The following is a 26,954-nucleotide window of genomic DNA, read 5'->3' on the forward strand; positions in this document are numbered from 1 at the left end:
TTACTTTTGTTTTAGCTTTTTAATATAATTTTCCACCCCAAAAGGCTTAAACGTATCTGAATAGGACATTCTAGAAGGATGTCTTGGATGTCCATCATTTGTTAAATCACCATAATGCAACCAATTAAAAGAATCATCAAAGTTTTCATAAAGTTCAAAAAGGCAATTCTTTAGATAATCTCTACAGGTAATCTCAACACCCCATCCAGCCCAAATATCTCTTAATTCGTAATCCCTTAGAATGTCTTTAATAGCCTTGTTATTATCTTGAATAATATCCAGATTGGCTATACTATCGATATTTTCAGGATATGTATCTCTCTGTGGATAAACATTTAACATTATCCAGCCATCATAACCATTAATATCAGCAATACGTTTAACTCTCTTAAGTGTTGTATCTAGTTTTACAGGGGTAGCAGTACTAGGGTTTATCCCAATGCAAATTAGGTTGCTTTCACCAATTTCACCCAGAGTATATCTAGCAGAATTATCTTTATTAGTTATGTATGTCCATTTAATCATTAGACTCAAGTTTTAAAAAGTAATAATTGTTTACCTGAGCCCATTTAAAACTATAATCTAAATTAAGTTTGACATTAACAGGTTTACCTCCAATTGGGGTGTTTAAATTAATACCGCCCTTAATCTTATGTCCATCAGAAATATCGTAGTCCCAACTTTTTGCCTCTTTACTTTTAGGATAAACAAAGTTTCTACTATCAGTCATAGTTAACTGAATTCCAGATGCATAAGAAGCATTTGCATAAGCTTCAAGTAGTTGCAAATCTTCATAAACTCCCAATTTAAAAATATCTTGTGCCCCTCTTAATTTACCAGTAGATGTTTTCGTTTTATAGCACTTCATTTCAATTGGCAAATACAGTTTAGATTCTCCTTTAACCATTCGCATAACTATATCACATTCTCTTAAACGTCCATTTACAGGTATACCTGTTTCCAGCTCAAGCTCTACCGATTCATCATTGTTGTATATAGCTAAATCAAGACTATTTTTTAAAAGGTATGCAAATTGTAATTGCATAGAAGCTTCTTTGTTAATAGAAATAAGACCACAACCAACCTTTGCCGAAAAGCTTTCCCAACAAATATCAATTATGTTTTTTACCCTATTTACTAATTCCTCCATGCTTAAATTAAAACTTCTTCTCTAACATCAATTTTACCAGTAACCACTTCACTGATTAATGTAGTTTTGTATTCATTCAAATATTTTATTTCTTTTTTCAAAACAGATAAAGTCTTATCTATTTCATTGTGCTTTGTTTTAATATAGGCAACTATTTGCTCTTGCTCATCAACTGGAGGGACGGGAAGTCTAAAATCCCTAAATTCAATAGCAGGCAGCCTCCATCTACCTGCTTGAGCACTTCCTCTTCCATAAGGAAAGAATAGTTTTTCATTATAAAACATTTGATAGAGATAAAGGTAATAATCACTTTTACTCTCACTACTTATACTTTCAAACACCCTATAGTCAGGACTAGTAACTCCCTCATATTGTGATTTATCAACAAATCCAGTCAATAAATCCATATGGTTCATAACAAACTGCTCTTTTTTGACCAGTTGGTATTTAGAATAGTCCATAGAAAGCTGACCGTCACCACTTGTTATATCTTTTATTTTAATACCTTTTTGAGTAACCGACAAGACATCATATCCTAGTTTTCCTGCTATATTTTTTCTTATATCAAATAGATATTTAGTTCTTCTTACATCCCAATGCTCTGGGATTTTCCCTAACCATTGAACATCAGAGTCTTTCATTGAAGCACTTGAATTAATGCCTTTTGTCACACTATGATTTATGATTGCTTTTCGTTCCTCTTTTAAAAACTGAACTATTTGTTTTTTTTGAGTAATTAATTTACCAATTTGAGATATTTTTTTGTCTAAATATCCTCCTATTTGGGTTTGCTCTTCAATTGTTGGAATAGGTATTTTAATATTACCTAGTTTTTCTGTATTCAAAATTTTGACAACATTGCCGTTAGCAATACTGTTCAATTCATCCTCAGAAGAAGACATGAAGTACTTTCCATATTCTGAATTAATATTATTCAAAAAAAGAATACCGTTAATTTGTTGATTGGTAATTAAATCAGTTCCTGCTATTCCAAATTTACCTATCGTGCCAATGCAACATAAAAGCACCGACCCTTTCGGTAAAATATTGTTTTCTTTTTTCCCTTTATCACTAATCTTTATATCAGAATCAATAATTGGGTTAAATTCATCTAACATATTTGGTTTTACCCAAATAATACCTTCTTTAGCATAATTATCTGGTTCAGCCATTGGAGGAGTGTATCCCGTTTTTATTCTTGAATTAAATTTAAGTTTTGAGATTTTCCAATGCTTAGGAATTTTACCAATCCAATCAACTCCAGAATCCTTATATAATTTATATTTTTTCATTATCTCCTTAAACCTCTTAATAGTCCCTTCAAATCAAAAAGTAATTCACCAATATGGTCATTCCAGTATTTATCTATATCGTCTTCAGGCTGGTCTTCGTCATTTAGAATAAATACAAAGGGGTCTGTAGACAACCTTAAGTCGAATTTTATAAACCTAGTTTTATCTGGAATATCTTCTTTTTTAATCACTTCATTTCTAATATCTAAACATATATCAATTACTTTTTGAGCATTGTTCTTGGAATATTCAAGCTGTTTGACCTCATCTATTTTGGACACCAAAAACTCCGTTAAATCAATATTCTCACTCATTTATAAAAATTTAGAAAATTCTTTAGCCATTTTTTCAGCCTTTTCTAGCAGCCAACTAAAATAGGCTTCCCATTCATCCACATTACTTAGGTCAGCATTTCTTCCAATGGTTATTCTTGAAGCTAATTTACCTTCCAACTCATTCCATTCTAAGGAAAACCCTAAACCTTCTTGGATAGCCTCTTTGTTTATTAAGAATTTTTCGAATAGCTTGGGAGATTTTGATATATAAATACTAGAGGCAATCGCATTATCTCTAGTGCTTACTGTTAATGAAATATGGGCTTCTGAAGTTCCAAAACTAATGTTATACCAATGTTGCGCTCTTGCTTTTCTGCCAATTCTTAAACTCGTATTATTGGCTTTAGCATAATCTTTAAATTGCTTCCAAAAATCCAATTGACTTAATTTTGTGTCGGTCAACTCTTTGGTTGTAGTTGCACTTTCCTGTAAAGCTTTTGCCCAGTCATTAGGCTCAACTATAATATGAAATTTAGGAGCAAAAGGAGAATCGCCAATTTGCCACAACTCCATACGAATTAGGAAGAAACTTAAGTCTGCTGAAGTATTATTGTTTAACCACTCCATTGCTTTTTGGTGCTCTTCTCTTACTTCTTTAACTATCCAAATAATAATACTGGCATTATATCCAGAGGCGTAAGTAATGATTTGACCTAGATGTTTATGGTCTGTATATTCTAATTGGTTTTCAATGATTACTTTTCGCTCTGAATCCTCATCAGTAGCCACCAAATCCACATTGTATCGTCCTATAGCTTCTTCTGGTCTCACATTGATTAACGAAATGCCTATTTCATCACTTAACAACTGAATATTCTCTTCTTGAGCCAACCATTGAGTAAAGTCAAGAGCTTCATGCGCCCAATACTCTCTTAAATTAACTTTGTTTAGCTTACCTAACTTTTTGTTCATTAGCTTATAACTTCTTTAATTAAACCATCGGTTTGCTCTTCTAACGCCAAAATATCAGCCTTAATCTCTTCTAAAGACCTCAATGGCTTGTACTCATAAAAGTATTTTGTAAAGTTGATTTCATAACCAACCTTGGTTTTCTTTTCATCCACCCAAGCATCAGGTACATGAGGTAGAACCTCTCTTTTCATGTAACTTTTAATGTCTTCTTTTAAAGGAATGTTTTCAGTATCTCTTAAACTGCTATCTGGTTTTGGGTTTCCACTACGGTCAGTAATCACTTTACCTTGTTCCTTAAGAGGTCTTTCAACCGTAACTTTAGAGTAACCAAAATCTTCATTATCAAAAATCTTGCAGTACTTACTCTCTTTAAAACTACCATAAAGCTCCGTTATGTCCTTGATGTGGTCATCACTGAGTTCATTGCGTTTATCGCCTAATGACTTGCTCATTTTCTTATAGAAATCTATAGCATTAATGAGTTGTATTTTACCTTTACGTTCAGAAGGCTTATGATTACTAATCATCCATATATAAGTGCTTATTCCAGTATTATAAAATAGTTGATTGGGGAGGGCTATTATGGCTTCTAGCAAGTCATTTTCTATTATCCATTGACGAATAGAGCTTTCATTCTTTTTACTGCTAGGCGAACCAGAGAATAATGGAGAGCCATTAAAAACGATAGCCAAACGTGAACCACCCTTCTTAGGGTCTTGCATTTTACTTATGAGGTTCATCAAAAATAGAAATGAACCGTCACTTACAGAAGGTAACCCTGCTCCATAACGACCACCATGACCAAGCTCATTATGTTCATCTTTTACTTCCTTTTCAACCTTTTTCCATTTAACACCAAAAGGAGGGTTTGTAATTAAGTAATCAAACTTATGATTTATAAACTGGTCACCTTTTAATTTAGTGTCAGTAATGCGTTTTAAACTGTTTGCATGTTTAATATTAGATGGGTTTTGACCTTTAATAAGCATATCAGATTTACATATGGCATAAGATTCTGGATTAAGCTCTTGACCAAACACTTCCAAACGAGCATCTGGATTTAATTCGGCTAAATACTCTTCGGCTACAGATAGCATACCTCCAGTTCCAGCACAACAGTCAAAAATGGTCTTCACAATACCTTTTTGAGTAAGAATTTCTCTGTCGTTCATAAACAAGAGATTCACCATTAAACGAATTACCTCTCTAGGTGTAAAGTGTTCCCCTGCGGTTTCGTTAGAGATTTCAGCAAACTTTCGTATTAGCTCCTCAAACATATAACCCATTTCCATACTGGAAATTCTATTTGGATGTAAATCGACTTCTTGGAATCGTTTTAACACCATGAATATTAGATTAGAATCATCTAACTTGGTAATCTGATTGTCAAATTCAAACTGTTCTATGATTTCTCTGGCATCCTCAGAAAAACCATTAATGTAATTTCTCAAATTGGATGCAATATTGTTTGGGTCAGCAATAAGCTTGTTAAAGTCGAATGGGCTTTTGTTATGGAAATTATAACCAGCTTCTTTATTAAGGATAGGGTCAAGATTTTGAATATTCATGGTCTTAACTTGACTATATTTTTTAAGCACTTTAGCTTTAGTATTTTCCAGTACGCAATCTAAACGCCTTAAAACAGTTAATGGCAAAATAACTTTACCATAATCGCTTTGCTTATAATCACCTCTTAAAAGGTCTGCTATAGACCATATAAAATTTGCTGACTCTTTAATGTTTGTCATATATTATCTAGTTAATTAAGGGAGAGAGAGAATTAGGGATAAATATAATTAAAGTTAGTTTCAAGACTAAATATTTTAGTAAGAAATTCCCTAAATTGTTTTAAGTTTATAAAGTTTGAACGCTATTAAAATCACCTTTTAGCAATGGCAATCTGTCAAATCAGCCAAAAGAGCTTCGTCAATTGATTAGTTAAACTTAAACGGTGTTACTATTTTAGAACATAAATAGTACATTTACCAAACAAAAGAATTAATAAAAAGTATAAGAATAGAAAATTAGATTCAACATATAAGATTGCATTAGCTGTTATTCATTGAACAAGAAAACTGGTAATTTTTAAAACCCAAGAATAATAGACCTAATGCCTGTGTCTTGGCACGGGCTTGGTTTATTTGGGTTTAGGTATACCAGTACCTCTTGTTCAGTAAGCTATAGTTCCGTGCTTTTCTTTTTAACAAAATAATAAAATCACTTTCGGAACTGGTGAAATAATAAAACCTCAAGATGAAACTATTTAGCCTAATTATTTTAGCTTCCATAACAATTTCAATCAATGCTCAGAACAAGAAAACTAAACAAGAAATTATAGCTCAAATAGAAGAGTTATCAAACTGGTCTGAAGTTGTATTTGGCAATGAAATGAAGTACAAATTAGACATGAAATATAACCCAACAACCAAGAGAATAAACATTGTAAACTTTGCTGATTGGGGAACTCGATTCAACAAAACAGAAATCTCATTTTACTTGTCCGATATTGACAAATCTTCTTTTAGCTACAATTCAAGTAAAATAGACAAAGAACTTTATTCAACATTTGTTACTATTTCTACTAATAACAAGTCAGTTGAATGGAAAAAAACAGAATGGAAAAAGGGCAAGAAGCATCTTGCAATTACCGAAGAATGGTATAATGATAAAATTAACGTTGCTGCAAATTCTAACCTATTGTCAAAATATTTATCACTCAGATATATCGATTTATGGTATGAGCTTACTGAATGCACGCAAAAAAAACAACTTAAGTAACGAATGGACATGACGAGAACGGAAAAAAAAGAAGAGATTTTAAATAAGTTATACAGTTTACAACTAGACTTGGAAGAGTACTTAACTATCTGGAAAAAAACAGGAGGTGGAACAACTGGACATGCAATTGGAAGCGTAATCTCTGCAATCAAAGAAAAAGCAGATTTCTTTAAAAGTAATTGTTAACCACATTGATTTTTTTTCGGAAAATTGGGGAGATTAGGGTCTCTATATAAACTACCCCCTACCAAGTCAAAAAGAAAACCCAATTTAAAAGAAGCACCCCCCTTCCAGTAAAAAGATTCTATCTCAAAACTTTTGAACTTTTTTAAATTCACTATCACTAATCGAGGCAAAAGGGTACGTCTATAAGGTGTTTATTAAGCTATAGTAATTTGTACATTATAATTGCTAAAAGAACATTTATGATTCACCCTAAACTCACTATTCAAAAGCATTACCAAAGTTTCCATCAATTGTCACTTCTTTTGCCATAATAATAATCCTGAATGGAAATGACCGTACAAAAACCGTACAAAAACAAAAAAGCTTCACAATTTTCTTTGCAGAAAAAAGGAAAGCTTTCCATTGGTTTAACTACTTAAACCGCCCCATTTTACTGGGAACAACACAACGTCTTTAAACAAAAAAAGCTCTAAATCTATAGAGCCTCTTTTTGAATCTTGCGGTCTGGACGGGACTCGAACCCGCGACCCCCTGCGTGACAGGCAGATATTCTAACCAACTGAACTACCAGACCGTTGCTTTATAGCGAGGGCAAATATACATTGCATTTTTAATATCACAAACAAAAAAGAGAAAAAATAGGCAATTCTCTAAACAAATTTTTGCCGCTCTATCATGTAAGTAGTAAGGATAGAATTAAAACCCATATTTATATCGGCCTCGACATATTTAATTCTGTATTGACCGCACTTTAAACTCAGGTTTTTAAAGTAATCTTCAACAGCCTTCTCATAATTATCTTTAATGTTATCTGGATATAAATTAATATATTCTCCAGTTTCTACATCAATAAATCGCTTAGGTCTATTATCAAAATTAAATGACAATTCTCTTTGCTTATCAAATACATGGAACAAGACTACCTCGTGCTTATTATGCTTAAGATGTCTAAGTGCTTCAAATAACTTTTCATCCTCTTCTGAGGTTTGAAACATATCTGTAAATAAAAATATTAAGGATCTTCTATGAATTTTGTCTGCGATCTCATGAAGATATTTATAAGTTTCGGTAGTCTGTGACTTGGAATTAACCAATACCGCTTCGCTTAATTTGCTCAATAGCATTTGATGATGACGCTCACTACCCTTTTCTGGTGCATAAAAATTATAATTATCGCTGTAAATACTCAATCCAACAGTATCACGTTGTTTCTTTAAAATATGCATTAATGAGGCCGATGCTAAAGCTGAAAAGGATATTTTATTAAGGTTATCTATGGTTGATCCAGCAGATTTAGGATAATGCATCGAGGCACTATTGTCTACAATAAGTTGGCATCGAAGATTTGTTTCTTCATCATAGCGTTTTGTGTATAATCTATCAGTCTTTGCATATAATTTCCAATCAATATGCTTGGTACTTTCACCTTGGTTATAGATTTTGTGTTCTGCAAATTCTGCAGAAAAACCATGAAAAGGACTTTTATGCATACCCGCTATAAATCCCTCCACGACTTGTTTAGCTAACAACTCAAGATTCTTAAACCCACCAGCCTTATTTAGCTCTAATTGTAAATCCATATTAATCGAAACTAAAAAAGGTTTGCCGAAATGGCAAACCTTTTATCATTTCTTTATTACTATTTCTTATAATAATGCATCAATTGCATCTGCATAAGCATTTTTAGGTGCTACACCAACTTGGCGTCCTACAACCTCACCGTTTTGAAATACAAGAACAGTAGGTATATTTCTAACACCATACTTTGCTGCAAATTCTTGGTTTGTATCTACGTCTACTTTACCAACTACAGCTTTACCTTCATATTCTTGACTTATTTCATCGATGATAGGACCAACCATACGACAAGGACCACACCAAGCCACCCAGAAGTCTACCATTACAGGCTTATCACTCTTTAATACCGTTTCTTCAAATGTCGCATCTGTTATTTCTAATGCCATAATCTATATTTTTAATAAAATTTTACTTCAATTTTGTATGCAATATTAGTCAAAAAAAATGCCAAACCTTACAAGGGTAGTATTTGTTTTGGTAATAGAACCATTGGCTGGTTATATGCTAATTTAACTTGTAATTTATTTCGTACGTCTCTAGCTCATTTAAGAGTTCTTGTGAGATTTTTACTTTTTGTTTTCTACTTGGCATATTTAATTTGAGCTTATCAGAATGATCGTAGACTATAAAATTTAATGCGTGATTACCATTATGCATCTTAAATACTTCTTGCAAATCAGCAATCTTATTTTGTTCTAGATCATCTATATTGAGCTGAATAGACAGTTTTTTAGCATAGGTGTCCATCACATCATGTAATAATTGGAAATTATTGAATTGAATTCTTGGCTCTCCTTTTTTGCCGGTCTCCCTATTCACCCAACCTTCTTTAACAAAAGCTCTTACATAAACAAAAGAATTAATAACAAAGAAATGCCTGAATTTTAAATATTCTTCGCCAAAAATTCTGAATTCATGACTATCCGAATAATCTTCAATAGTAAATAAAGCCCATCCTTTCCCTTGTTTACTCACACGATGTTGCACATCGGTAACTACACCGCCAAATGTAATTTCTCTATTTATAACAGTTTCTAAATCCTTGAAAACTGATATATCACCATTACAAAAGGTTTTCATTTCAATTTTAAAATCATCTAATGGATGACCAGAAATATAGATACCAACCACTTCTTTTTCTCTGGATAGCTTTTCCATAGTTCCCCAATCCTCACATGGTGGCACTTTTGGTTCAGCAATCTGAACCTCACTTGCATCACCAAATAAACTCACCTGAGCAGAATTTTCATTTTCTTGATGTTTGGCACCATAACGTATGGCTTTCTCTAAAAACGTAATCCCATCACCATCATGAGCAAAATATTGTGCACGATGTGTGTCTTCAAAACAATCAAACCCACCAGCATTTGCTAGTCCCTCAAAGGATTTTTTGTTGGCTGCTCTTAAATCGATACGTTTTGCCAAATCAAAAATTGATTTGTAATGGCCATCCTTTTTCCGGTTCTCAACAATTGTTTTCACAGCTCCATGACCAACACCCTTTATCGCACCCATTCCAAATCTTACGGCATTATTCTTATTTACCGAGAATTTATAATAACTCTCATTAACACTTGGTCCTAAAACTGGTAAACGCATGCGCTTACATTCTTCCATGAAAAAGGTGACCGATTTGATATCGTTCATATTATTAGAAAGAACTGCCGCCATGTACTCTGCAGGATAATGGGCTTTTAAGTATGCTGTCTGATAGGCAATCCAAGCGTAACACGTAGAATGGGATTTATTAAATGCATAACTCGCAAAAGCCTCCCAATCCTTCCAGATTTTCTCGAGTTTCTCCTTATCCATACCCTTTGCTGCAGCTTGGTCTATGAATTTTGGTTTCATTTTATCGAGGACAGCCTTTTGTTTTTTACCCATCGCCTTCCGTAAAACATCGGCCTCACCTTTGGTAAAATCGGCAAGTTTTTGTGACAGGAGCATTACCTGCTCTTGATATACAGTAATACCATAAGTTTCCTTGAGGTACTCTTCCATTTCTGGCAAGTCATAAATTATCTCTTCCTTGCCGTGTTTTCTATTAATAAAACTTGGAATATACTCCATCGGACCTGGTCTATACAAGGCATTCATGGCAATTAAATCATCAAAAACAGTAGGTTTAAGATGCTTCATATGTTTTTGCATTCCAGGAGATTCATACTGAAAGATCCCTACAGTCTCACCACGTTGAAATAGTTCATAGGTCTTTTCGTCATCTAAAGGAAAATTCTCAGGATCTAGTTCAATACCGTGTTTGGCCTTTACAATCTTAACCGTATCCTTTATAAGTGTTAGTGTTTTTAATCCTAAGAAATCCATCTTAAGTAAACCAGCACTTTCAACCACTGAATTATCAAATTGAGTAACGTATAAATCTGAATCTTTAGCCGTCGCCACCGGAACATAATTGGTAATATCTCCTGGAGTAATAATGACACCACAAGCATGTATACCAGTATTCCTAACGGAACCTTCTAGAACACGAGCTTGGTTTACCGTTTCTGCTTGAAGGTCCTCACCTTCAGATATATTTAATAATTGATTAACCTTTAGCAGTTCTTCTTGCCTAAATTTCTGAGCAAGCTCTTTTTCTGACTTCCCAAATATTTTTCCAAGTTTGGACATATTTGGAATTAGTTTCGCAATATGATCGGCCTCATTAAGTGGTAAATCTAATACACGTGCAGTATCTCTAATAGAAGACTTTGCTGCCATTGTACCATAGGTGATAATCTGTGCCACTTGATTAGCACCATATTTATCAATTACATACTGCATAACACGCCCTCTACCTTCATCATCAAAATCGATATCGATATCAGGCATACTCACACGATCTGGGTTAAGAAATCGCTCAAAAAGTAAATCGTACTTAATAGGATCAATATTCGTAATCCAAAGACAGTAAGCCACCACTGAGCCCGCTGCAGAACCTCGACCTGGACCAACAGACACATCCATATTACGTGCTTCCCTAATAAAATCCTCTACAATTAAAAAATAGCCTGGGTAACCCGTATTTTCAATAACGCTGAGCTCAAAATCTAATCGCTCCTTAATTTCCGCCGTTATTTCTCCATAACGCTTTTCCGCACCTTGATATGTAAGATGCTTTAAATACGCATTTTCACCACGCTTACCGCCATCTTCTTCATCTTTAGCATCTTTAAATTCTTCAGGAATATCAAAAGCCGGTAACAGAACATCGCGCGCTAATTCATAAGGCTCAATTTTGTTAACTACCTCTTGAATATTAATAATTGCTTCAGGCACATCTCTAAATAAGGCCTTCATTTCTTCGGAGGACTTAAAATAATAGTCTTGATTTGGCAACCCATAGCGATAGCCACGTCCACGACCAATTGGAGTTGATTGCTTTTCACCATCTTTTACACACAAGAGAATATCATGTGCGTTGGCATTTTCTTGCTCGACGTAATAGGTATTGTTTGTGGCAACAAGCTTTATGTTATGTTTCTTCGAGAACTGAATTAATACCTGATTAACACGATTTTCATCCTCCTGATTATGTCGCATTAACTCAATATAAAGATCCCCCCCAAAAGTATCTTTCCACCAAAGTAAAGCCTCTTCTGCTTGTCTTTCACCAACGTTCAACACTTTGCTTGGCACTTCACCATAAAGGTTACCCGTTAAGCAAATTAGATCCTCCTTATAGGTTTCGATAAGCGTTTTATCTATTCTTGGCACATAATAAAATCCATCCGTAAAAGCAGCCGATGATAACTTCGCCAGATTATGATACCCTTTTTTATTTTTTGCTAATAAAACAATCTGATAGCCATTGTCTTTTCTCGTTTTATCTTGGTGGTTATCACATACAAAAAACTCACAACCAACAATTGGTTTTATGAGTTTACACTCTTTATTTTCACCATTCTCCTCGGCATTTTTGTGTTGAGCCTTTACCTGTTTATTATGATTAGATATAGCACTCACAAAATGAAAGGCACCCATCATATTCCCATGATCGGTTAATGCAACAGCAGGCATCTCGTCTTTAGCAGTGGCATCTACCAAATCTTTTATGCTAATTGTAGATTGAAGTATTGAAAACTGAGAATGATTATGTAAGTGAACAAAATCTACCTCAGTCAATTGCTGTCTTATCTCATCTGAGGTTTCGGAACCATGACTAACAGATTGCTTATTCTGAAGGCGCTCATTTATCTTTGCGCTCTCTCGCTTAAGATTTATATGCTTAAGACCAATTAAATCAATTGGTTTTGGATTTGCTTCAGAAAAATTATCAAAATAATCGGGCTGAACGTCTAATTCTTCTTTGGTAAATTCTTTGCGTCTTATTAACTCCAAAAAGCATCGGGTGGTGGCCTCAACATCGGCAGTGGCATTATGCGCTTCTGCAAATGGTTGTCCAAACAAAAACTGATGTAATTCTGTAAGTGTTGGTAACTTAAACTTTCCACCTCGACCACCTGGTATTTGACACATTAAAGCGGTATGTTCTGTACAGGTGTCTAAAACTGGTAATTCTTGCAATTGATTAGCTATGTCAGCTCTCACAAATTCAGCTCCCATTACATTAAGATCGAACTTAACATTCTGTCCAACAACAAACTTTGATTTGTTAAGGATAGCTTTAAATTTCTCTAAAACTTCATCGAGTAATACACCCTGTTCGTCAGCTAACTCAGTAGAGATTCCATGAACTTTTTCTGCATCAAAAGGAATATTGAATCCTTCAGGTTTTATAAGGTAGTCTTGATGGTCAATACAATTTCCCATTGCATCATGCAACTGCCAAGCAATTTGAACAACTCTAGGCCAATTATCAGTATCTGTAATCGGTGCATCCCAACGCTTTGGTAAACCTGTTGTTTCAGTGTCAAAAATTAAATACATAAAACCCTTTTTGTGAAAACAAATCGAACTTTAAAAATAGTAAATAAAGCTACTTATATAAAATGAAGTTATAAACAGTTGTAAACAAAAAAGCCACCTAAAAAGGTGGCTTTTGATATATTATTTAAAATCTCTTATACATCCAAATAATCAGGAATTCCATCACCATCGGTGTCCACTGCATCAGCAGGATTACCGTCTCCATTTGGATCTGCATTTTCATTAATAGTTAAGATCCCATCATCGTCATCGTCATTATCTAAATAGTCTGGTGTTCCATCACCGTCACTGTCACCAGTTTCAAAATTAGATAGTAACCCATCACCATCATCGTCACTATCTAGAAAATCAACATCACCATCACCATCAGTATCAATTGGGTCTCCATTCGCATCAAAAGCTTCATCCATGGTTAAAATCCCATCGCCATCATCGTCATCGTCCAAGTAATTTGCTATGCCGTCACCATCAATATCATCATTAGTTAAATCACCATCACCATTAAAATCTTCAAAAACGTTTGCAATACCGTCACCATCATCATCATCACAATTTAAGTCGTCCAAAATAAGTTGTATTGATCCATCTCCAGGTCCACAAACACTAATATCCTCTAATAAATATGTTCTGTATTGTTCACATAATGCAATGTATGTACCTAAAGACGCACTACTAAATTGAGCTTCTGCCTCTGCTGTATTTGCCTGTGCTTGGGCACAAGTAATTTGACAATCTCCCAAGCCATCGATAATATCTTGGATTGTGCCTTCAACGTCTCCACAATAGTTACGTTGCGTATTAAGCGCGGCCACATAATTATTACAGGCCTCAGCTAGTGCTACACTATCAATAAAATCTAAACTTGGATCAAATGTGGCCTCATAAGCTAATCTTGCAACCAATGCATCAGCCTGTACATCCTCACATGTAATTGGATCTGCAGGGAATTCGCCAAACTCAAGAGGTACCTTATAAAAAATTCCGTTGGCATAACCGATAGAGTTAAGACCCGAAGAATCGAAAGCTAAAAATCGATATGTTCCAGTAAACGTAGCATTTACTAAATCAATTTCCTCAATTACTATCTCTCCCAATTCAGGATATACTGATACGCTTTCATCTGGCCTGTTATTTGTTGAATATCTGGTGTTAAACGCATCCGTGTAAACCGCTTCCATGGCATCAACATCTCCAAAAATATAAGTGCCTTCTGCAACAGTTGGAACTTTTAATTCTACAGTCTCAATATTGTTGGTACCAACTATGGTTAAAAACCCATTAGCTTCAATTTCGGCGTAAAAAACTTTGGCTCTCCAAAGCTCATTTTCGCGATCTCCTTGAAAAGCAGGATTATTAAACTGTATATCATCACCGCAACTAAATAATAAAAGGAACGTGAGAGAGATGAGGATTATTTTTTTCATTCTAAAATGCGTATTTATGTCCAATTCAAATATAACGAATCGAGACCGTCAAAAGTATAATATTTTTTGATATTCACTTAAGGTCATTAATCCATTGATAATTAAAAAAATGTATTATCTTTGCGCCCTCATTAATAACAGAGGTCGAGTACCTCACTAATTAATTATTATGCCTGTTAAAATCAGATTACAAAGACACGGTAAGAAAGGAAAACCTTTTTACTGGATCGTGGCAGCAGATGCCAGAGCAAAAAGAGATGGTAAATACTTAGAAAAATTAGGTGCTTACAATCCAAACACAAACCCAGCAACAATAGAGTTGAATGTAGACAAATCTGTAGAATGGTTACAGAATGGTGCACAACCAACTGATACTGCTAGAGCAATTTTATCTTATAAAGGTGCTCTATTAAAAAACCATTTAGCTGGTGGTGTTAAAAAAGGTGCTTTAACAGAAGATCAAGCTGAAGCAAAATTCAATGCTTGGTTAGACGAGAAAGCATCAAAAATCCAAGCGAAAGCTGACGGATTATCTAAGGCCGCTGCCGATGCAAAAGCAGTTGCCCTTGAAGCGGAAAAAGCAGTTAATGAAGCTCGTATAGCAGCAGCAACGCCTGTTGAAGAAGAAGTAGCTGAAGAGACTGAAGCTTCTAATGAAGAAGAGTAAAAATTAATTTTTTATACTTTTAACCCTGACCAATGTGTCAGGGTTTTTTATTTACTTCACAATGAAAAAGGACGACTGTTTTTATCTCGGTAAAATTGTAAAAAAATATAGTTTTAAAGGTGAACTCTTAGCAAAGTTAGACACTGATGAACCCGATTTGTACAATAATATTGATGCGATTTTTATAGACCTAAGAGGAAATTTAGTGCCATTCTTTGTAGAAAAATCGCAATTGCATAAGTCCGATCTATTACGTTTAAAATTTGAGGATATTGAAACTGAAGCTGATGCTGAAGCGCTTCTCAAATCAGATTTATATCTGCCATTAGAAATGCTCCCAAAATTAGAGGGCAATAAATTCTACTTCCATGAGGTTATTGGCTACACTATTATCGATTTAAATTTTGGTGAAGTGGGCATAATCAATAACATTAATGACTCTACAGCGCAAGCTATATTTGAAATAGATCGAAATGGTATTGAAATTCTTATTCCTATGAATGATGAGTTCATTGTAAAGGTGGACAGATCCAAGAAAGTGATCCATGTAAATACTCCTGAAGGACTAATTGATTTATATCTTGAAGGATAATGTCCGATACCTTTAAATTCAAGCAATTCAGTATTAACCAAGATAAATGTGCCATGAAAATTGGTACGGATGGTGTTTTGCTTGGCGCTTGGGCCAATATAAATCATAACCCTATATCTGTTTTAGATATAGGTGCTGGCACAGGTTTAATTGCACTGATGCTAGCACAACGCTCTCCTCAAAGTTTTGTTGAAGCTATTGAAATAGATGCTGATGCTTTTGAACAATGTGCAGGTAACTTTGAAAATTCTATTTGGAATGACAGGCTTTTTTGTTATCACGCTTCACTACTTGAATATGTGGAAGAAGTAGAGGACAAATATGACCTTATAGTTTGTAATCCTCCCTTTTATTCTGAAGACTATAAAACCAATAATAAAGCACGAGACCTAGCAAGATTTAATGATGCCATGCCTTTTGAGCATCTACTTTATGCGGTTGCAAATTTATTGGATGACAATGGTAAATTCTGCACCATCATACCTAATAAAGAGCAAGATCGATTTGTAAAATTGGCTAATCAAATTCATCTATACTTAAATGAGGTTACGCTTGTAAGAGGTAATAATAACTCAGAGCTCAAACGCAGTCTATTATGTTTTTCTCGTCAAGAATCAGAACTCCAAACCGACGAACTGACTATAGAAATTAATAGACATCAATACACGCCAGAGTACATTGAATTAACAAAAGAATTTTATCTCAAAATGTAGGCTTAGGGTTGGGCAATGAAAACGTTTTCGTTACTTTTGCTTCATAAATTTTAATTCACTTATGAAGCCAGATTTATTCGAAGCCCCAGATTATTACAATCTTGACGATTTATTTACTGATGAGCATAAATTAGTAAGGGATGCCGCAAGAGAATGGGTTAAAAGAGATGTTTCTCCAATTATTGAAGAATATGCACAACGTGCAGAATTCCCAAAACAAATTATAAATGGCCTCGCTGAAATCGGAGCCTTTGGTCCATATATACCTGAAGAATATGGTGGTGCCGGATTAGATCAAATTTCTTATGGTTTAATAATGCAAGAAATTGAGCGTGGTGATTCTGGTGTTAGAAGTACAGCATCCGTTCAATCTTCGTTGGTAATGTATCCTATTTGGAAATACGGAACAGAAGAACAACGTCAAAAATATTTACCAAAACTGGCATCTGGTGAGTGGATGGGATCTTTTGGTTTAACAGAACCAGATCATGGAAGTAATCCTGGCGGAATGACCACCAACTTCAAAGACATGGGCGACCATTATTTATTAAATGGTGCAAAGCTATGGATAAGTAATTCTCCTTTTTGTGATGTTGCTGTGGTGTGGGCTAAGAATGAAGAAGGTCGTATACATGGTCTTATTGTAGAACGTGGTATGGAAGGATTCTCAACACCTGAAACTCATAACAAGTGGTCCTTAAGAGCGTCGGCAACTGGCGAACTTATTTTTCAGGATGTCAAAGTTCCAAAAGAAAATCTATTACCCAACAAATCGGGATTAGGAGCACCACTTGGTTGTTTAGACTCTGCACGATATGGTATTGCTTGGGGCGCAATTGGTGCTGCAATGGATTGCTATGATACAGCACTGCGCTATTCTAAAGAACGTATTCAATTTGGTAAGCCAATTGCGGCTTTTCAATTACAACAGAAAAAGCTTGCTGAAATGATTACTGAAATCACCAAAGCACAACTCCTAGCATTTAGATTAGGACAGCTTAAAAACGAAAACAGAGCAAGCTCAGCGCAGATTTCTATGGCTAAGCGAAATAATGTTGAAATGGCTATAAAGATTGCCCGTGAAGCAAGACAAATGCTCGGAGGAATGGGTATTACTGGTGAGTATAGCATTATGAGACATATGATGAATTTAGAAAGTGTTATAACCTATGAGGGAACACATGATATTCATTTACTCATCACAGGATTAGATATTACAGGTTTGAACGCCTTTAAATAAGCACCTCAAAATATTTTAAGTAATGCCTCCGAACTCGGAGGCATTTTTAGTTTATGCATATTGTATCTTTACATTTATGAAAAAGATAATTATACTGTTGTTAGTATTTGGCCTGCTCAATTGTAGCTCTGATGATACTGAGCCGGTTATTCCTAAAAATTTCAAAGTCTTGTCCTTAGGTGATAGCTATACGTTTGGACAAGCGGTTTGCGACACTTGTGGTTATCCTGAGCAACTCGTAGATAGTTTGAGTAAAAGATTTAATGCTGTAGACACCTTTGAGCTTCAGGTCATAGCTCAAACCGGATGGAATACCAAAGACTTATTAAATGGTATTGAAAATGAAGATCCTCAAGGCAATTTTGATTTAGTGACCTTATTAATTGGTGTAAATAATCAATTTCAGAATAGACCTTTTACGTGGTTTGAAGAAGATTTCCCTACACTAGTTGATACAGCGACTCAACTCGCCAAAGGCAAAAAAGAAAATGTGATAATATTAACCATTCCAGATTATGCGAATACAGGTTTCGGCCAGGCTTTTGGTGGTGCAGAAATAACTGAAGAACTTCTTGTTTATAACGCCTATATTGAATCATTTTGTAACCAAAATGACTACAATTATATCGATGCTGAAAATTTAATTTATGATGGCCTCATCAATCCTGAATTATTGGCACCAGATAACTTGCATCCCTCAGCGCTTGCTTATTCAAATTTAGTGGTGCAACTTCTTCCTTTGGCTTACGAAATTCTATTAGAATAAATTGTGTAAATTCGATTTATGCTTTCAACAAAAAGTCGGCTAAATAGAGCGTACAACGAAGCCATTCGTATACCTTTTAATGATAATTCTAAATTTATTCTTTTTAGTGATTGTCACAGAGGCGATAACAGTTTTGCCGATGATTTTGCCAATAATAGAAATATTTATTTTCATGCATTAAAGCACTACTATAATGAAGGCTTTCATTATTGCGAATTAGGTGATGGCGATGAACTTTGGGAAAATTTATCTTTCACTTCCTTATTACATGCACACAAAAATGTGTATCTACTCATGAAACAATTTCATGATGAAGAACGATTGCACATGATTTGGGGAAACCATGATATGGTTTATCGAAAGCAAGATTACGTCGATAAATACCTCAACACATACTTTGACCCTAAAACAGGTAATGACGAAGAACTCTTTTGCGATATTAAATATCATGAAGGGATTGTTTTGAAACATAGCCAAACCCAACAAGAGTTATTTCTATGTCACGGTCATCAAGCCGACTGGTGGAATTATCTGTTTTGGAAGTGGAGCCGTTTCATGGTTAGAGTCCTTTGGAAACCCTTAAATGTCATGGGAATTGCTGATCCTACTAGTCCAGCTAAAAATTACAAAGAGCTTATTAAAGTAGAACGACGAACAAAAAAGTGGATTATTGATAACGACAATCTTATTACCATAGCTGGCCATACACATAGGCCTAGATTTCCTGAACCTGGCGATATAGCATTCTTTAATGATGGAAGTTGTGTGCATCCAAGAAGTATAACTGGTTTAGAAATAGAGGGTGGGAAAATCTCCTTAATTAAATGGCAAATTGCTACTAACGATGAGGGTATTTTGCAAATTGTTAGAGTGTTATTAGAAGGTCCAACGCCTCTAATTGATTATAAAACAGAATAGTTTATATCTCAGGAGCAAGTTCTACTTCAAGTCCTTCAAGTTCTGGTGTGATATGTAGTTGACACCCTAATCTACTATTGTCTTGAACATTAAATGCCTCTGACAACATTGCTTCTTCGTCATCTTGCATTTCAGGTAATTCAGTTTCTGATAAGACATAACATTGACAAGACGAACACATAGCCATACCACCACAGATACCAATGGTACCCTCTGGCGCTAATTCGTAACTGCGAACAACTTCCATAAGATTCATTGCCATATCTGTAGGTGCCTCCACTTTATGAGAAACACCATCACGGTCAATTATGGTTATGTTCACATCTTGATTATCCATTAATCAATGGCTTTTACAACTGCTTTTGGTGCTTCTTTACGCGTTCCGTCAAAACCATCTACACCTGCTACAGTTGTATATTTTAAAACGTAGCGTTTTCCTGGATGAATAATTTTATAGGCAGCTTGACACATTAGGGTAGCTTCATGAAAACCACAAAGAATCAACTTTAATTTACCAGGATAGGTATTAACATCACCAATAGCGAAGATTCCTGGTATATTAGTCTGGTAATCCAGAGCATTATTAACTTTAATAGCGTTTTTCTCAATTTCTAGTCCCCAATTTGCAATCGGTCCTAGCTTTGGTGACAAACCAAAGAGCGGTATAAAATGATCGGTTTCAATATTAAATGGCTCTTCATCTTTTTTAGTTATCTCAACACTTTCAACCTTTCCATCACCATTTATTGCTGTTATTTCGGCCGGCGTAATTAGATTGATTTTTTCTGCATTTTTTAATTCCTGTACCTTTTCAACAGAATCCAAATGACCTCTAAACTCGTTGCGCCTATGAACCAAAGTAACCGATTTTGCGACCTCTGCAAGGAAAATACTCCAGTCTAAGGCAGAATCACCACCACCTGCGATGACTACCGTTTTATTGCGATACATCTCTGGCTCTTTGATCATATACTCCACACCACAATCTTCATAGTCTGTGATGTTCTCAATCTGTGGCTTTCTCGGCTCAAAACTTCCTAAGCCACCAGCAATTGCTACTACAGGTGCTTTGTGCTTTGTCCCTTTATTGGTTGTAACAATAAATGACCCATCGTCTTGTCTTTCAATAGTATCAGCGCGCTCTCCCAAAGTAAATCCTGGCGCAAACTGCTTACATTGTTCTAAGAGTTTGTCTGTAAGATCTCCAGCCAATATCTCAGGATATGCTGGAATATCGTAAATGGGTTTTTTGGGATAAATTTCTGAACATTGCCCACCTGGTTGTGGTAAGGCATCAATTAAATGACACTTTAATTTTAATAATCCTGCTTCAAAAACTGTAAAAAGTCCTGTCGGACCAGCACCTATAATAAGAATATCAGTTGTAATCATGAAATTTGAATTGGAAGCAAATCTACTAAGGCCTCTTCTTTTAAAATGTGATAATTATCACATTATCTATTCTACATTTATAACACGTTCGATCTGTGGCGCATACTTTTTAATCGTCATCTCAACACCAGACTTTAGAGTCATCTGATTAACGCTACATGCTGTACACGCACCAACCAATTGCACTTTAACCAATTTATCCTCTTCAATAGATAACAAATTGATATCGCCTCCATCACTTTGTAGAAAAGGACGGATTTCATCAAGTGCTTTTTCTACATTGATTTTTAGTTCTTCTGAGTTCATTTATTTCTTTTTAACAGCAGAACAACCTGCCATTGTTGTAATCTTAATTGCCTCTGTTGCCGGCAGAGCCTCGTTTCTATAAACCACCTGCTGTACCATATCTCTGGTAATAGCTTCAAAAGCCTCCTCAATTGGAGTTGCTGTTTGAAGTGCAGCTGGTCTACCAATATCTCCTGCTTCTCTGATACTTTGTACTAATGGTACTTCACCTAGAAAAGGTACCTGCAAATCTTCTGCCAAATACTTGGCTCCAGACTCCCCAAATATATAATATTTATTCTCTGGCAGTTCTGCTGGCGTGAAATAGGCCATATTTTCAACAATTCCCAATACTGGTACATTGATATTTTCTTGCTTAAACATGGCTACACCCTTTTTAGCATCTGCAAGTGCAACATTTTGCGGTGTACTTACTACAACTGCACCTGTAATAGGTAAGGCTTGCATTATACTCAAATGTATATCGCCTGTGCCTGGTGGCAAATCAAGCAAAAGAAAATCTAACTCGCCCCAAGCGGCATCAAAAATCATTTGATTAAGAGCTTTGGACGCCATAGGTCCTCTCCAAATTACTGCCTGATCAGGCTTTGTAAAAAATCCAATTGATAAAATCTTTACACCATAATTCTCAACAGGTTTCATCTTAGATTTTCCATCCACATTTACAGATAATGGACGTTCCTCAGCAACATCAAACATAATTGGTACAGACGGCCCATAAATGTCAGCATCTAATACACCAACCTTAAAGCCCATCTTAGCTAGCGAAACAGCTAAGTTTGCTGTTACTGTAGATTTACCTACACCACCTTTACCTGAGGCAACAGCTACAATATTTTGTATACCTGGAATAGGTTTCCCTTTAATCTCATTTTTTGGTTTTTGTGCAGGAGCGTCGACCTTTACATTAACCTTTATTTTGGCCTTTTCATAAACTTCTTTATGAATGGTCTGAAGTATTTCTACTTCAGTTTTTTTCCTTGCCTGAAGACTTGGATTCTTTATAGTAATATCCACAATAACCTCATCTGCAAAAGTCACCACATTAGTAACAGCACCACTTTCTACCATATTTTCACCTTCTCCAGGTACGGTTATAGACTTTAAAGCAGTAAGAATATCTTGTTTGTTAAGCTTCACGTTAAATCAATTTTTTGTAATTGCAAAGATACTGCTAAAAGTTCAGATTTTTACAGCTTAAAATTGAATTGAATAATGGTAAGATATAATTTGATAATAGGCAGTAAATCAGATCAATTCCTTTGATGGATCCCAATAAATAGCCTCTAAATTTTGAATTTGATTTTCTACAACCTCAACACCTTCATTTTCTAATAACTGTTGCATTAGATTGGTGCCCTCAAAATGGTGCTTTCCGGTTAATAAGCCCTTTCTGTTTACAACGCGATGTGCTGGTACATCTTTTGTATGTGAAGCATTCATAGCATAACCAACGATTCTTGCGCTTTTTGTCGCGCCTAAGTATTTAGCAATAGCGCCATAACTCGTTACTCTTCCAAAAGGAATCAATCGAACCACTTCATAAACTTTCTCAAAAAAACCTAAAGTTTCGGGTTTCATTATAATTCTCTTAGAATATTAACTAATGTTATTAAAGCTACAATGCCAGTTATAATACCAATACTGTAATTCATGCTCTTCTGGGAAGTGAAAGATCGGTCCTTAATTTTATCAAAAAAGAAGATATAGAAATAAAGCATCACAAAAGTCCCCATCGAGGCACCTGTTACATAGGTTATAATGCTTAGTCTTTCAAAATTCATCCAGCCAAATGAAGCTAAGGTGATAGTCATATAAGCTTGATATGGTATAGGAAATACGTTGAGAGCTGATAAAAACATACCATGAAAGAATCGGCTTTTTTTACTTCTTACCTCAGGCTTTATAATAGGCTCTTTATGATTTTTAGCAATGACTAAAAAGTAAATGGTAATAAGCACAAAAATGACGAAGGCTACCCGTTGAAGAATATCTACAACATCTGGTCTATTCGACAAATATCTGGCAAAGATTGCCGCAATATAAGTTTGAATGAAAACAATGAGACAAACGCCTGAAGAAAAAGTAATACCTCTTCCCGGGCCTTCTTTAAGACTAATTCTTGCTGCCGTCATATTAAGCAGTCCAGGTGGAATTACACCAATTAATGCTACGAATAAGCCAAGGAAAAATACAACAGTAATGCTCAAATCTTAGTTGATTTTAAATCTAATATACGTAATTGCTTTGTCTTGTTCTAAATACTGAGCTTCGTAAAATGTTTGTATGGCTGTAACTTCTTCAGGACTCCCTTCTAATTTGTAAACATTATGATTTGCATATAAAACTTCGTGACCTGCACCATGCAACAAACCTAAGGTGTAACCATGCATAAACTCACTATCTGTTTTTAAATGCATAATCCCGTCTGGTTTTAAAATCTGCTTGTATTGTTGGAGGAAGGACGAATTGGTTAAGCGATGCTTTGTACGCTTGTACTTTATCTGTGGATCTGGGAAAGTAATCCAAATTTCGTCAATCTCATTTTCCGAAAAGGCATGCTGAATGAGTTCTATCTGTATTCTTAAAAAACTCACATTATCTAAATGTTCTTCTATAGCCGTTTTAGCACCACGCCAAAAACGTGCCCCTTTAATGTCTATGCCAATAAAATTTTTTGAAGGATTACGTTTTGCAAGATTAACAGTATACTCACCTTTTCCACAACCCAATTCTAAGACGATTGGATTTTGATTTTTAAAGACCTCTTCTCGCCATTTCCCCTTAAAGGTGAATTGTCCTTCAGTCAAGTCGCTTCTTGATGGCTGATAAACATTTTTAAATGATTCGTTTTCTTTAAAACGCTTTAGCTTGTTTTTGCTTCCCACTTTAATACAGTAGTTTAATAATGCCGTAAAATTAAGGAAACATTTTAGGTTTATCTTTGTTTATGAAAGTAGTTTTTACATTGTATCGGACTAATTAAATGCAAGATCTCGAATCCAAAAATATTCTTGTTGCACCATTAAATTGGGGCCTTGGGCACGCTACGCGTTGTATCCCAATCATTAAGGCTTTATTATCAGAAAATTATAAACCTATTCTTGCCAGTGATGGTGATGCACTGCTTCTATTGCAAAAAGAGTTTCCAACATTAAAATGTTTGGAATTACCATCCTATAATATCACCTATTCAAAAAAAGGAAGCAATTTTAAAAAGAAACTCATTAAGGATTCGCCTCATTTATTACGAACAATTCGCAAGGAAAAAGAAGCAATAAAAGAAATTGTTGATTCGGAAAATATCGTTGGCATAATATCAGACAATCGATTTGGGGTAAGACATAAAAAAATCCCCTCGATTTTCATTACCCATCAACTTAAAGTTCTAAGCGGAAAAACAACCTGGTTAAGCACCAAACTTCATCAAAAAATCATATCAAAGTTTGATGTTTGTTGGGTTCCAGATCATGAAGATGAGCATAATCTAAGTGGTGATTTAAGTCATGGTAGATTTAATCATATCCTAGTAAAATATATTGGTCCATTAAGTAGATTTAACAAAAGAGAAACCGAAATAGTCTATGACCTCATGGTCCTACTTTCTGGACCCGAACCTCAGCGCACCTATCTTGAACAAAAACTACTTGACGCACTTAGTTCGTACTCTGGAAAGGTCCTTTTTGTTAGAGGCAAATTTGAAGAACAGCAAAAAAAGAAAACTACCAGAAATATTAGTGTCTACAATTATATGACAAGCTTTCAACTTGAAGACGCTATTAATCAAAGTGCACTCGTTCTTAGCCGTTCTGGTTACACCACGATTATGGATCTAGCTAAGCTAGAGAAACGAGCTTTTTTCATTCCAACACCTGGGCAATATGAGCAGGAATACCTCGCTCAACTTTTAGATAGAAAAAAAATAGTTCCTTATTGTCATCAAGAGGACTTTGAGTTAAAAATGCTGAATGACACTATTGGTTTTTCTGGTTTTGTAAATCACAATAATACTATGAGCCTAAAGGGATTATTCCGCCTTTTCGAGGGTGAATGAAAATTCGCTTCCAACCCCTAGTTGACTTTCAACATAAATTTTCTCTTCGTGTGCCTCAATAATGTGTTTCACAATAGACAAGCCCAAGCCCGAACCACCTTCTTTTCTGGAGCCACTTTTATCCACTCTATAAAAACGCTCAAATAAACGAGGTAAATCCTTTTCATCGATTCCTTCTCCGTTATCCGTGACTCTAATAATGGCCTTATTCTTTATAAGGTTCTCAATGCTTACTTCTGTTGTGCCTTTCTCATGTCCATACTTAATAGAATTCACAATGAGATTGGTTAGAACCTGCTGAATACGCTCTTTATCTCCATAAACCATTATAGGCTCCTTATAATCCATATCGAAAGTTAACGTGATTTTCTTCTTAGAAGCTTTCATTTCAAATAACTCAAAAACTCCTTCCACTAATTCTACAATGTCAAACTCTTCTTTGTTTAATCGCAGATCTCCGACCTCTAACTTTGTGATCATATCCAAATCCTTAATGATATAGATAAGTCGCTCAACGCCTTTGCTTGCTCGTTGCAGATATTTCTTTCGGATTTTTTCATCATCCATGGCACCATCTAACAAGGTAAGTATATAACCTTGTACTGTAAACAGAGGTGTTTTAAGTTCATGTGACACATTACCCATAAACTCCTTTCTATATTCTTCCCTTACCTTAAGTGTTTCGATTTCGAGTTTTTTGTCCTTGGCATATTTATCGATCTCTCGCGTAAGTGTCCCCATATCTGTAGTAATAGGTTGCTGTCTTAGACTTGTAGATTCCAAAAGTGTAAGATCGTCATAAATTTTCTTTACCCTTCTGTAAATAAAGCGCTCCACCCTATACTGAATTATGACAAAACATAACAGGTAACATACAGGTGCAAAGAATATAACTTGCCAACTTAGTTTATGATAGTACCATAAAAAAACACTCACAAGGAGTGTCGTAAACACCGTTACATAAAGCGATGTTCGAATGGCAAATTTGTAGGTATTCTTAAAGTTACTTTTTTGCATTAGTCCACGAACTTGTAGCCAACGCCTTTAACGGTTTTAAAAGATTTATCACCAATTTTTTCACGAAGTTTACGAATATGCACATCGATAGTTCTTCCACCAACGACAACCTCATTACCCCAAACTTTGTCTAGTATCTCTTCGCGTTTAAAAACCTTACCAGGCTTGGTTACTAGCAAAGATAATAATTCAAACTCTTTTCTAGGCAAGGTAATTTCTTTGCCTTTTATGGTAATTTTATACTCGTCTTTGTATATGATAAGATCGCCAATTTTAACAATATTGTCCCCAGCGTTTTCCGTGTCTTTAAGACGTCTTAATAAGGCCTTCACTTTACTCACTAAAACTTTTGGCTTTATTGGTTTAGCGATATAATCATCGGCACCTGCTTCAAATCCTGCAACCTGAGAATAATCTTCACCGCGTGCCGTTAAAAAAGTGATAATCGTATTTTCTTGATCTGGCAATTCTCGGATACGTTCACAGGCCTCAATACCATCCATTTCTGGCATCATAACATCGAGAATAATGAGATGAGGCTTATGTTTTTTGGCTTTATTAATGGCCTCAATTCCATTTTCTCCGGTAATAACATTATAGCCTTCGGAAGACAAATTATAACCGACTATTTCCAAAATATCCGGTTCGTCATCAACCAAGAGAATTTTAATATCCTTTTTCTTCACGGTTAGGTTATTTTTAAGTTTCGTAAATATAAAGTTTATCTGCTTTAAGTTATGTATA

28 protein-coding genes and 1 tRNA gene are annotated in these 26,954 nt (G+C 35.1%); 9 read left to right on the top strand and 20 right to left on the bottom strand.

The annotated features are described in order from the left end of the window. Genes ACRHOC_RS01580 through ACRHOC_RS01605 form a run of 6 tightly spaced genes read right to left on the bottom strand, consistent with a single transcriptional unit; the run spans position 1 to position 5,437 of the window. Positions 1 to 525, bottom strand: coding sequence for a DUF1643 domain-containing protein (locus ACRHOC_RS01580; RefSeq protein ID WP_431156749.1), 525 nt, complete (start codon positions 523 to 525; stop codon positions 1 to 3). After that, entirely contained in the window at positions 518 to 1,150 is a 633-nt protein-coding gene (locus tag ACRHOC_RS01585) for a hypothetical protein (protein ID WP_431156750.1), read from the bottom strand. Before ACRHOC_RS01585 ends, ACRHOC_RS01580 begins: the two co-directional genes overlap by 8 nt. Positions 1,151 to 1,152: 2 nt before the next feature. Next, entirely contained in the window at positions 1,153 to 2,442 is a 1,290-nt protein-coding gene (locus tag ACRHOC_RS01590) for a restriction endonuclease subunit S (protein WP_431156751.1), read from the bottom strand. Beyond that, positions 2,442 to 2,756, bottom strand: coding sequence for a hypothetical protein (locus ACRHOC_RS01595; protein WP_431156752.1), 315 nt, complete (start codon positions 2,754 to 2,756; stop codon positions 2,442 to 2,444). Before ACRHOC_RS01595 ends, ACRHOC_RS01590 begins: the two co-directional genes overlap by 1 nt. After that, positions 2,757 to 3,689 carry a DUF4268 domain-containing protein gene (locus tag ACRHOC_RS01600; protein WP_431156753.1) on the bottom strand — a complete coding sequence of 311 codons (933 nt, stop codon included), beginning with the start codon at positions 3,687 to 3,689 and terminating at the stop codon, positions 2,757 to 2,759. Beyond that, a complete protein-coding gene (locus ACRHOC_RS01605; RefSeq protein WP_431156754.1) occupies positions 3,689 to 5,437 on the bottom strand; it encodes a type I restriction-modification system subunit M in 1,749 nt (582 codons plus the stop codon). Before ACRHOC_RS01605 ends, ACRHOC_RS01600 begins: the two co-directional genes overlap by 1 nt. A gap of 505 nt (positions 5,438 to 5,942) precedes the next feature. On the opposite strand from ACRHOC_RS01605, the gene ACRHOC_RS01610 reads away from it, so the two are divergent. Further along, complete coding sequence (locus ACRHOC_RS01610; protein ID WP_431156755.1) at positions 5,943 to 6,467, top strand: hypothetical protein; 525 nt, start codon at positions 5,943 to 5,945, stop codon at positions 6,465 to 6,467. Between the two features lie 9 nt (positions 6,468 to 6,476). Next, positions 6,477 to 6,653 (top strand): hypothetical protein, encoded by a 177-nt coding sequence (locus ACRHOC_RS01615; protein WP_431156756.1) that lies wholly within the window; start codon positions 6,477 to 6,479, stop codon positions 6,651 to 6,653. A 500-nt stretch (positions 6,654 to 7,153) separates the two neighbouring features. Here ACRHOC_RS01615 and ACRHOC_RS01620 read toward each other — a convergent pair. From ACRHOC_RS01620 to ACRHOC_RS01640, 5 genes are all read right to left on the bottom strand, one after another. Beyond that, positions 7,154 to 7,227, bottom strand: a tRNA-Asp gene (locus ACRHOC_RS01620). Positions 7,228 to 7,303: 76 nt separating this feature from the next. Further along, complete coding sequence (locus tag ACRHOC_RS01625) at positions 7,304 to 8,233, bottom strand: DUF58 domain-containing protein (RefSeq protein WP_431156757.1); 930 nt, start codon at positions 8,231 to 8,233, stop codon at positions 7,304 to 7,306. 66 nt (positions 8,234 to 8,299) lie between these two features. Then, positions 8,300 to 8,617, bottom strand: a complete 318-nt coding sequence (gene trxA, locus ACRHOC_RS01630; protein WP_431156758.1) for a thioredoxin — start codon at positions 8,615 to 8,617, stop codon at positions 8,300 to 8,302. 118 nt (positions 8,618 to 8,735) lie between these two features. Continuing rightward, entirely contained in the window at positions 8,736 to 13,121 is a 4,386-nt protein-coding gene (dnaE, locus tag ACRHOC_RS01635) for a DNA polymerase III subunit alpha (protein ID WP_431156760.1), read from the bottom strand. Between the two features lie 134 nt (positions 13,122 to 13,255). Next, positions 13,256 to 14,545, bottom strand: coding sequence for a DUF6252 family protein (locus ACRHOC_RS01640; protein ID WP_431156761.1), 1,290 nt, complete (start codon positions 14,543 to 14,545; stop codon positions 13,256 to 13,258). A gap of 169 nt (positions 14,546 to 14,714) precedes the next feature. Here ACRHOC_RS01640 and ACRHOC_RS01645 point away from each other — a divergent pair, with 169 nt between their 5' ends. From ACRHOC_RS01645 to ACRHOC_RS01670, 6 genes are all read left to right on the top strand, one after another. Next, positions 14,715 to 15,212 (top strand): 30S ribosomal protein S16, encoded by a 498-nt coding sequence (locus ACRHOC_RS01645; protein WP_431156762.1) that lies wholly within the window; start codon positions 14,715 to 14,717, stop codon positions 15,210 to 15,212. 61 nt (positions 15,213 to 15,273) lie between these two features. Further along, positions 15,274 to 15,804 carry a ribosome maturation factor RimM gene (rimM, locus tag ACRHOC_RS01650; protein WP_431156763.1) on the top strand — a complete coding sequence of 177 codons (531 nt, stop codon included), beginning with the start codon at positions 15,274 to 15,276 and terminating at the stop codon, positions 15,802 to 15,804. Continuing rightward, on the top strand, positions 15,804 to 16,517 hold the full coding sequence (locus ACRHOC_RS01655) for a tRNA1(Val) (adenine(37)-N6)-methyltransferase (RefSeq protein WP_431156764.1): 714 nt from the start codon (positions 15,804 to 15,806) through the stop codon (positions 16,515 to 16,517). Before rimM ends, ACRHOC_RS01655 begins: the two co-directional genes overlap by 1 nt. Before the next feature lie 61 nt (positions 16,518 to 16,578). After that, positions 16,579 to 17,757: an acyl-CoA dehydrogenase family protein gene (locus ACRHOC_RS01660; protein WP_431156765.1), complete on the top strand. Its 1,179-nt coding sequence runs from the start codon at positions 16,579 to 16,581 to the stop codon at positions 17,755 to 17,757. Positions 17,758 to 17,833: 76 nt separating this feature from the next. Continuing rightward, entirely contained in the window at positions 17,834 to 18,523 is a 690-nt protein-coding gene (locus ACRHOC_RS01665; RefSeq protein ID WP_431156766.1) for an SGNH/GDSL hydrolase family protein, read from the top strand. 18 nt (positions 18,524 to 18,541) lie between these two features. Further along, positions 18,542 to 19,441: a serine/threonine protein phosphatase gene (locus ACRHOC_RS01670; RefSeq protein ID WP_431156767.1), complete on the top strand. Its 900-nt coding sequence runs from the start codon at positions 18,542 to 18,544 to the stop codon at positions 19,439 to 19,441. 1 nt (position 19,442) lies between these two features. Here the strand turns inward: ACRHOC_RS01670 and ACRHOC_RS01675 are convergent, their stop codons facing one another. From ACRHOC_RS01675 to trmB, 7 genes are all read right to left on the bottom strand, one after another. Beyond that, the gene (locus ACRHOC_RS01675; protein ID WP_431156768.1) at positions 19,443 to 19,778 is read right to left on the bottom strand and encodes a ferredoxin; all 336 of its coding nucleotides are present in this window, start codon (positions 19,776 to 19,778) and stop codon (positions 19,443 to 19,445) included. Beyond that, positions 19,778 to 20,833 carry an NAD(P)/FAD-dependent oxidoreductase gene (locus ACRHOC_RS01680; protein WP_431156769.1) on the bottom strand — a complete coding sequence of 352 codons (1,056 nt, stop codon included), beginning with the start codon at positions 20,831 to 20,833 and terminating at the stop codon, positions 19,778 to 19,780. The genes ACRHOC_RS01675 and ACRHOC_RS01680 overlap by 1 nt, the downstream gene beginning before the upstream one ends. 66 nt (positions 20,834 to 20,899) lie before the next feature. Continuing rightward, a complete protein-coding gene (locus ACRHOC_RS01685; RefSeq protein ID WP_431156770.1) occupies positions 20,900 to 21,139 on the bottom strand; it encodes a NifU family protein in 240 nt (79 codons plus the stop codon). Next, positions 21,140 to 22,279 (bottom strand): P-loop NTPase, encoded by a 1,140-nt coding sequence (locus ACRHOC_RS01690; protein ID WP_431156771.1) that lies wholly within the window; start codon positions 22,277 to 22,279, stop codon positions 21,140 to 21,142. 108 nt (positions 22,280 to 22,387) lie between these two features. Further along, positions 22,388 to 22,720, bottom strand: a complete 333-nt coding sequence (locus ACRHOC_RS01695; RefSeq protein WP_431156772.1) for an MGMT family protein — start codon at positions 22,718 to 22,720, stop codon at positions 22,388 to 22,390. Further along, positions 22,720 to 23,349, bottom strand: coding sequence for a lysine transporter LysE (locus ACRHOC_RS01700; RefSeq protein WP_431156773.1), 630 nt, complete (start codon positions 23,347 to 23,349; stop codon positions 22,720 to 22,722). Before ACRHOC_RS01700 ends, ACRHOC_RS01695 begins: the two co-directional genes overlap by 1 nt. A 3-nt stretch (positions 23,350 to 23,352) precedes the next feature. Continuing rightward, on the bottom strand, positions 23,353 to 24,027 hold the full coding sequence (trmB, locus tag ACRHOC_RS01705; protein WP_431156774.1) for a tRNA (guanosine(46)-N7)-methyltransferase TrmB: 675 nt from the start codon (positions 24,025 to 24,027) through the stop codon (positions 23,353 to 23,355). A 98-nt stretch (positions 24,028 to 24,125) separates the two neighbouring features. On the opposite strand from trmB, the gene ACRHOC_RS01710 reads away from it, so the two are divergent. Further along, positions 24,126 to 25,193 (top strand): glycosyltransferase, encoded by a 1,068-nt coding sequence (locus tag ACRHOC_RS01710; protein ID WP_431156775.1) that lies wholly within the window; start codon positions 24,126 to 24,128, stop codon positions 25,191 to 25,193. On the opposite strand, the gene ACRHOC_RS01715 is transcribed toward ACRHOC_RS01710, so the two are convergent. Beyond that, positions 25,167 to 26,210, bottom strand: a complete 1,044-nt coding sequence (locus ACRHOC_RS01715; protein ID WP_431156776.1) for a sensor histidine kinase — start codon at positions 26,208 to 26,210, stop codon at positions 25,167 to 25,169. The two genes, ACRHOC_RS01710 and ACRHOC_RS01715, sit on opposite strands and share 27 nt — an antisense overlap. Then, positions 26,210 to 26,896, bottom strand: a complete 687-nt coding sequence (locus ACRHOC_RS01720; protein WP_431156777.1) for a response regulator transcription factor — start codon at positions 26,894 to 26,896, stop codon at positions 26,210 to 26,212. Before ACRHOC_RS01720 ends, ACRHOC_RS01715 begins: the two co-directional genes overlap by 1 nt. Between the last annotated feature and the right edge of the window lie 58 nt (positions 26,897 to 26,954).

The organism is Winogradskyella poriferorum (assembly GCF_050618035.1).
GTDB lineage: Bacteria > Bacteroidota > Bacteroidia > Flavobacteriales > Flavobacteriaceae > Winogradskyella > Winogradskyella poriferorum_A.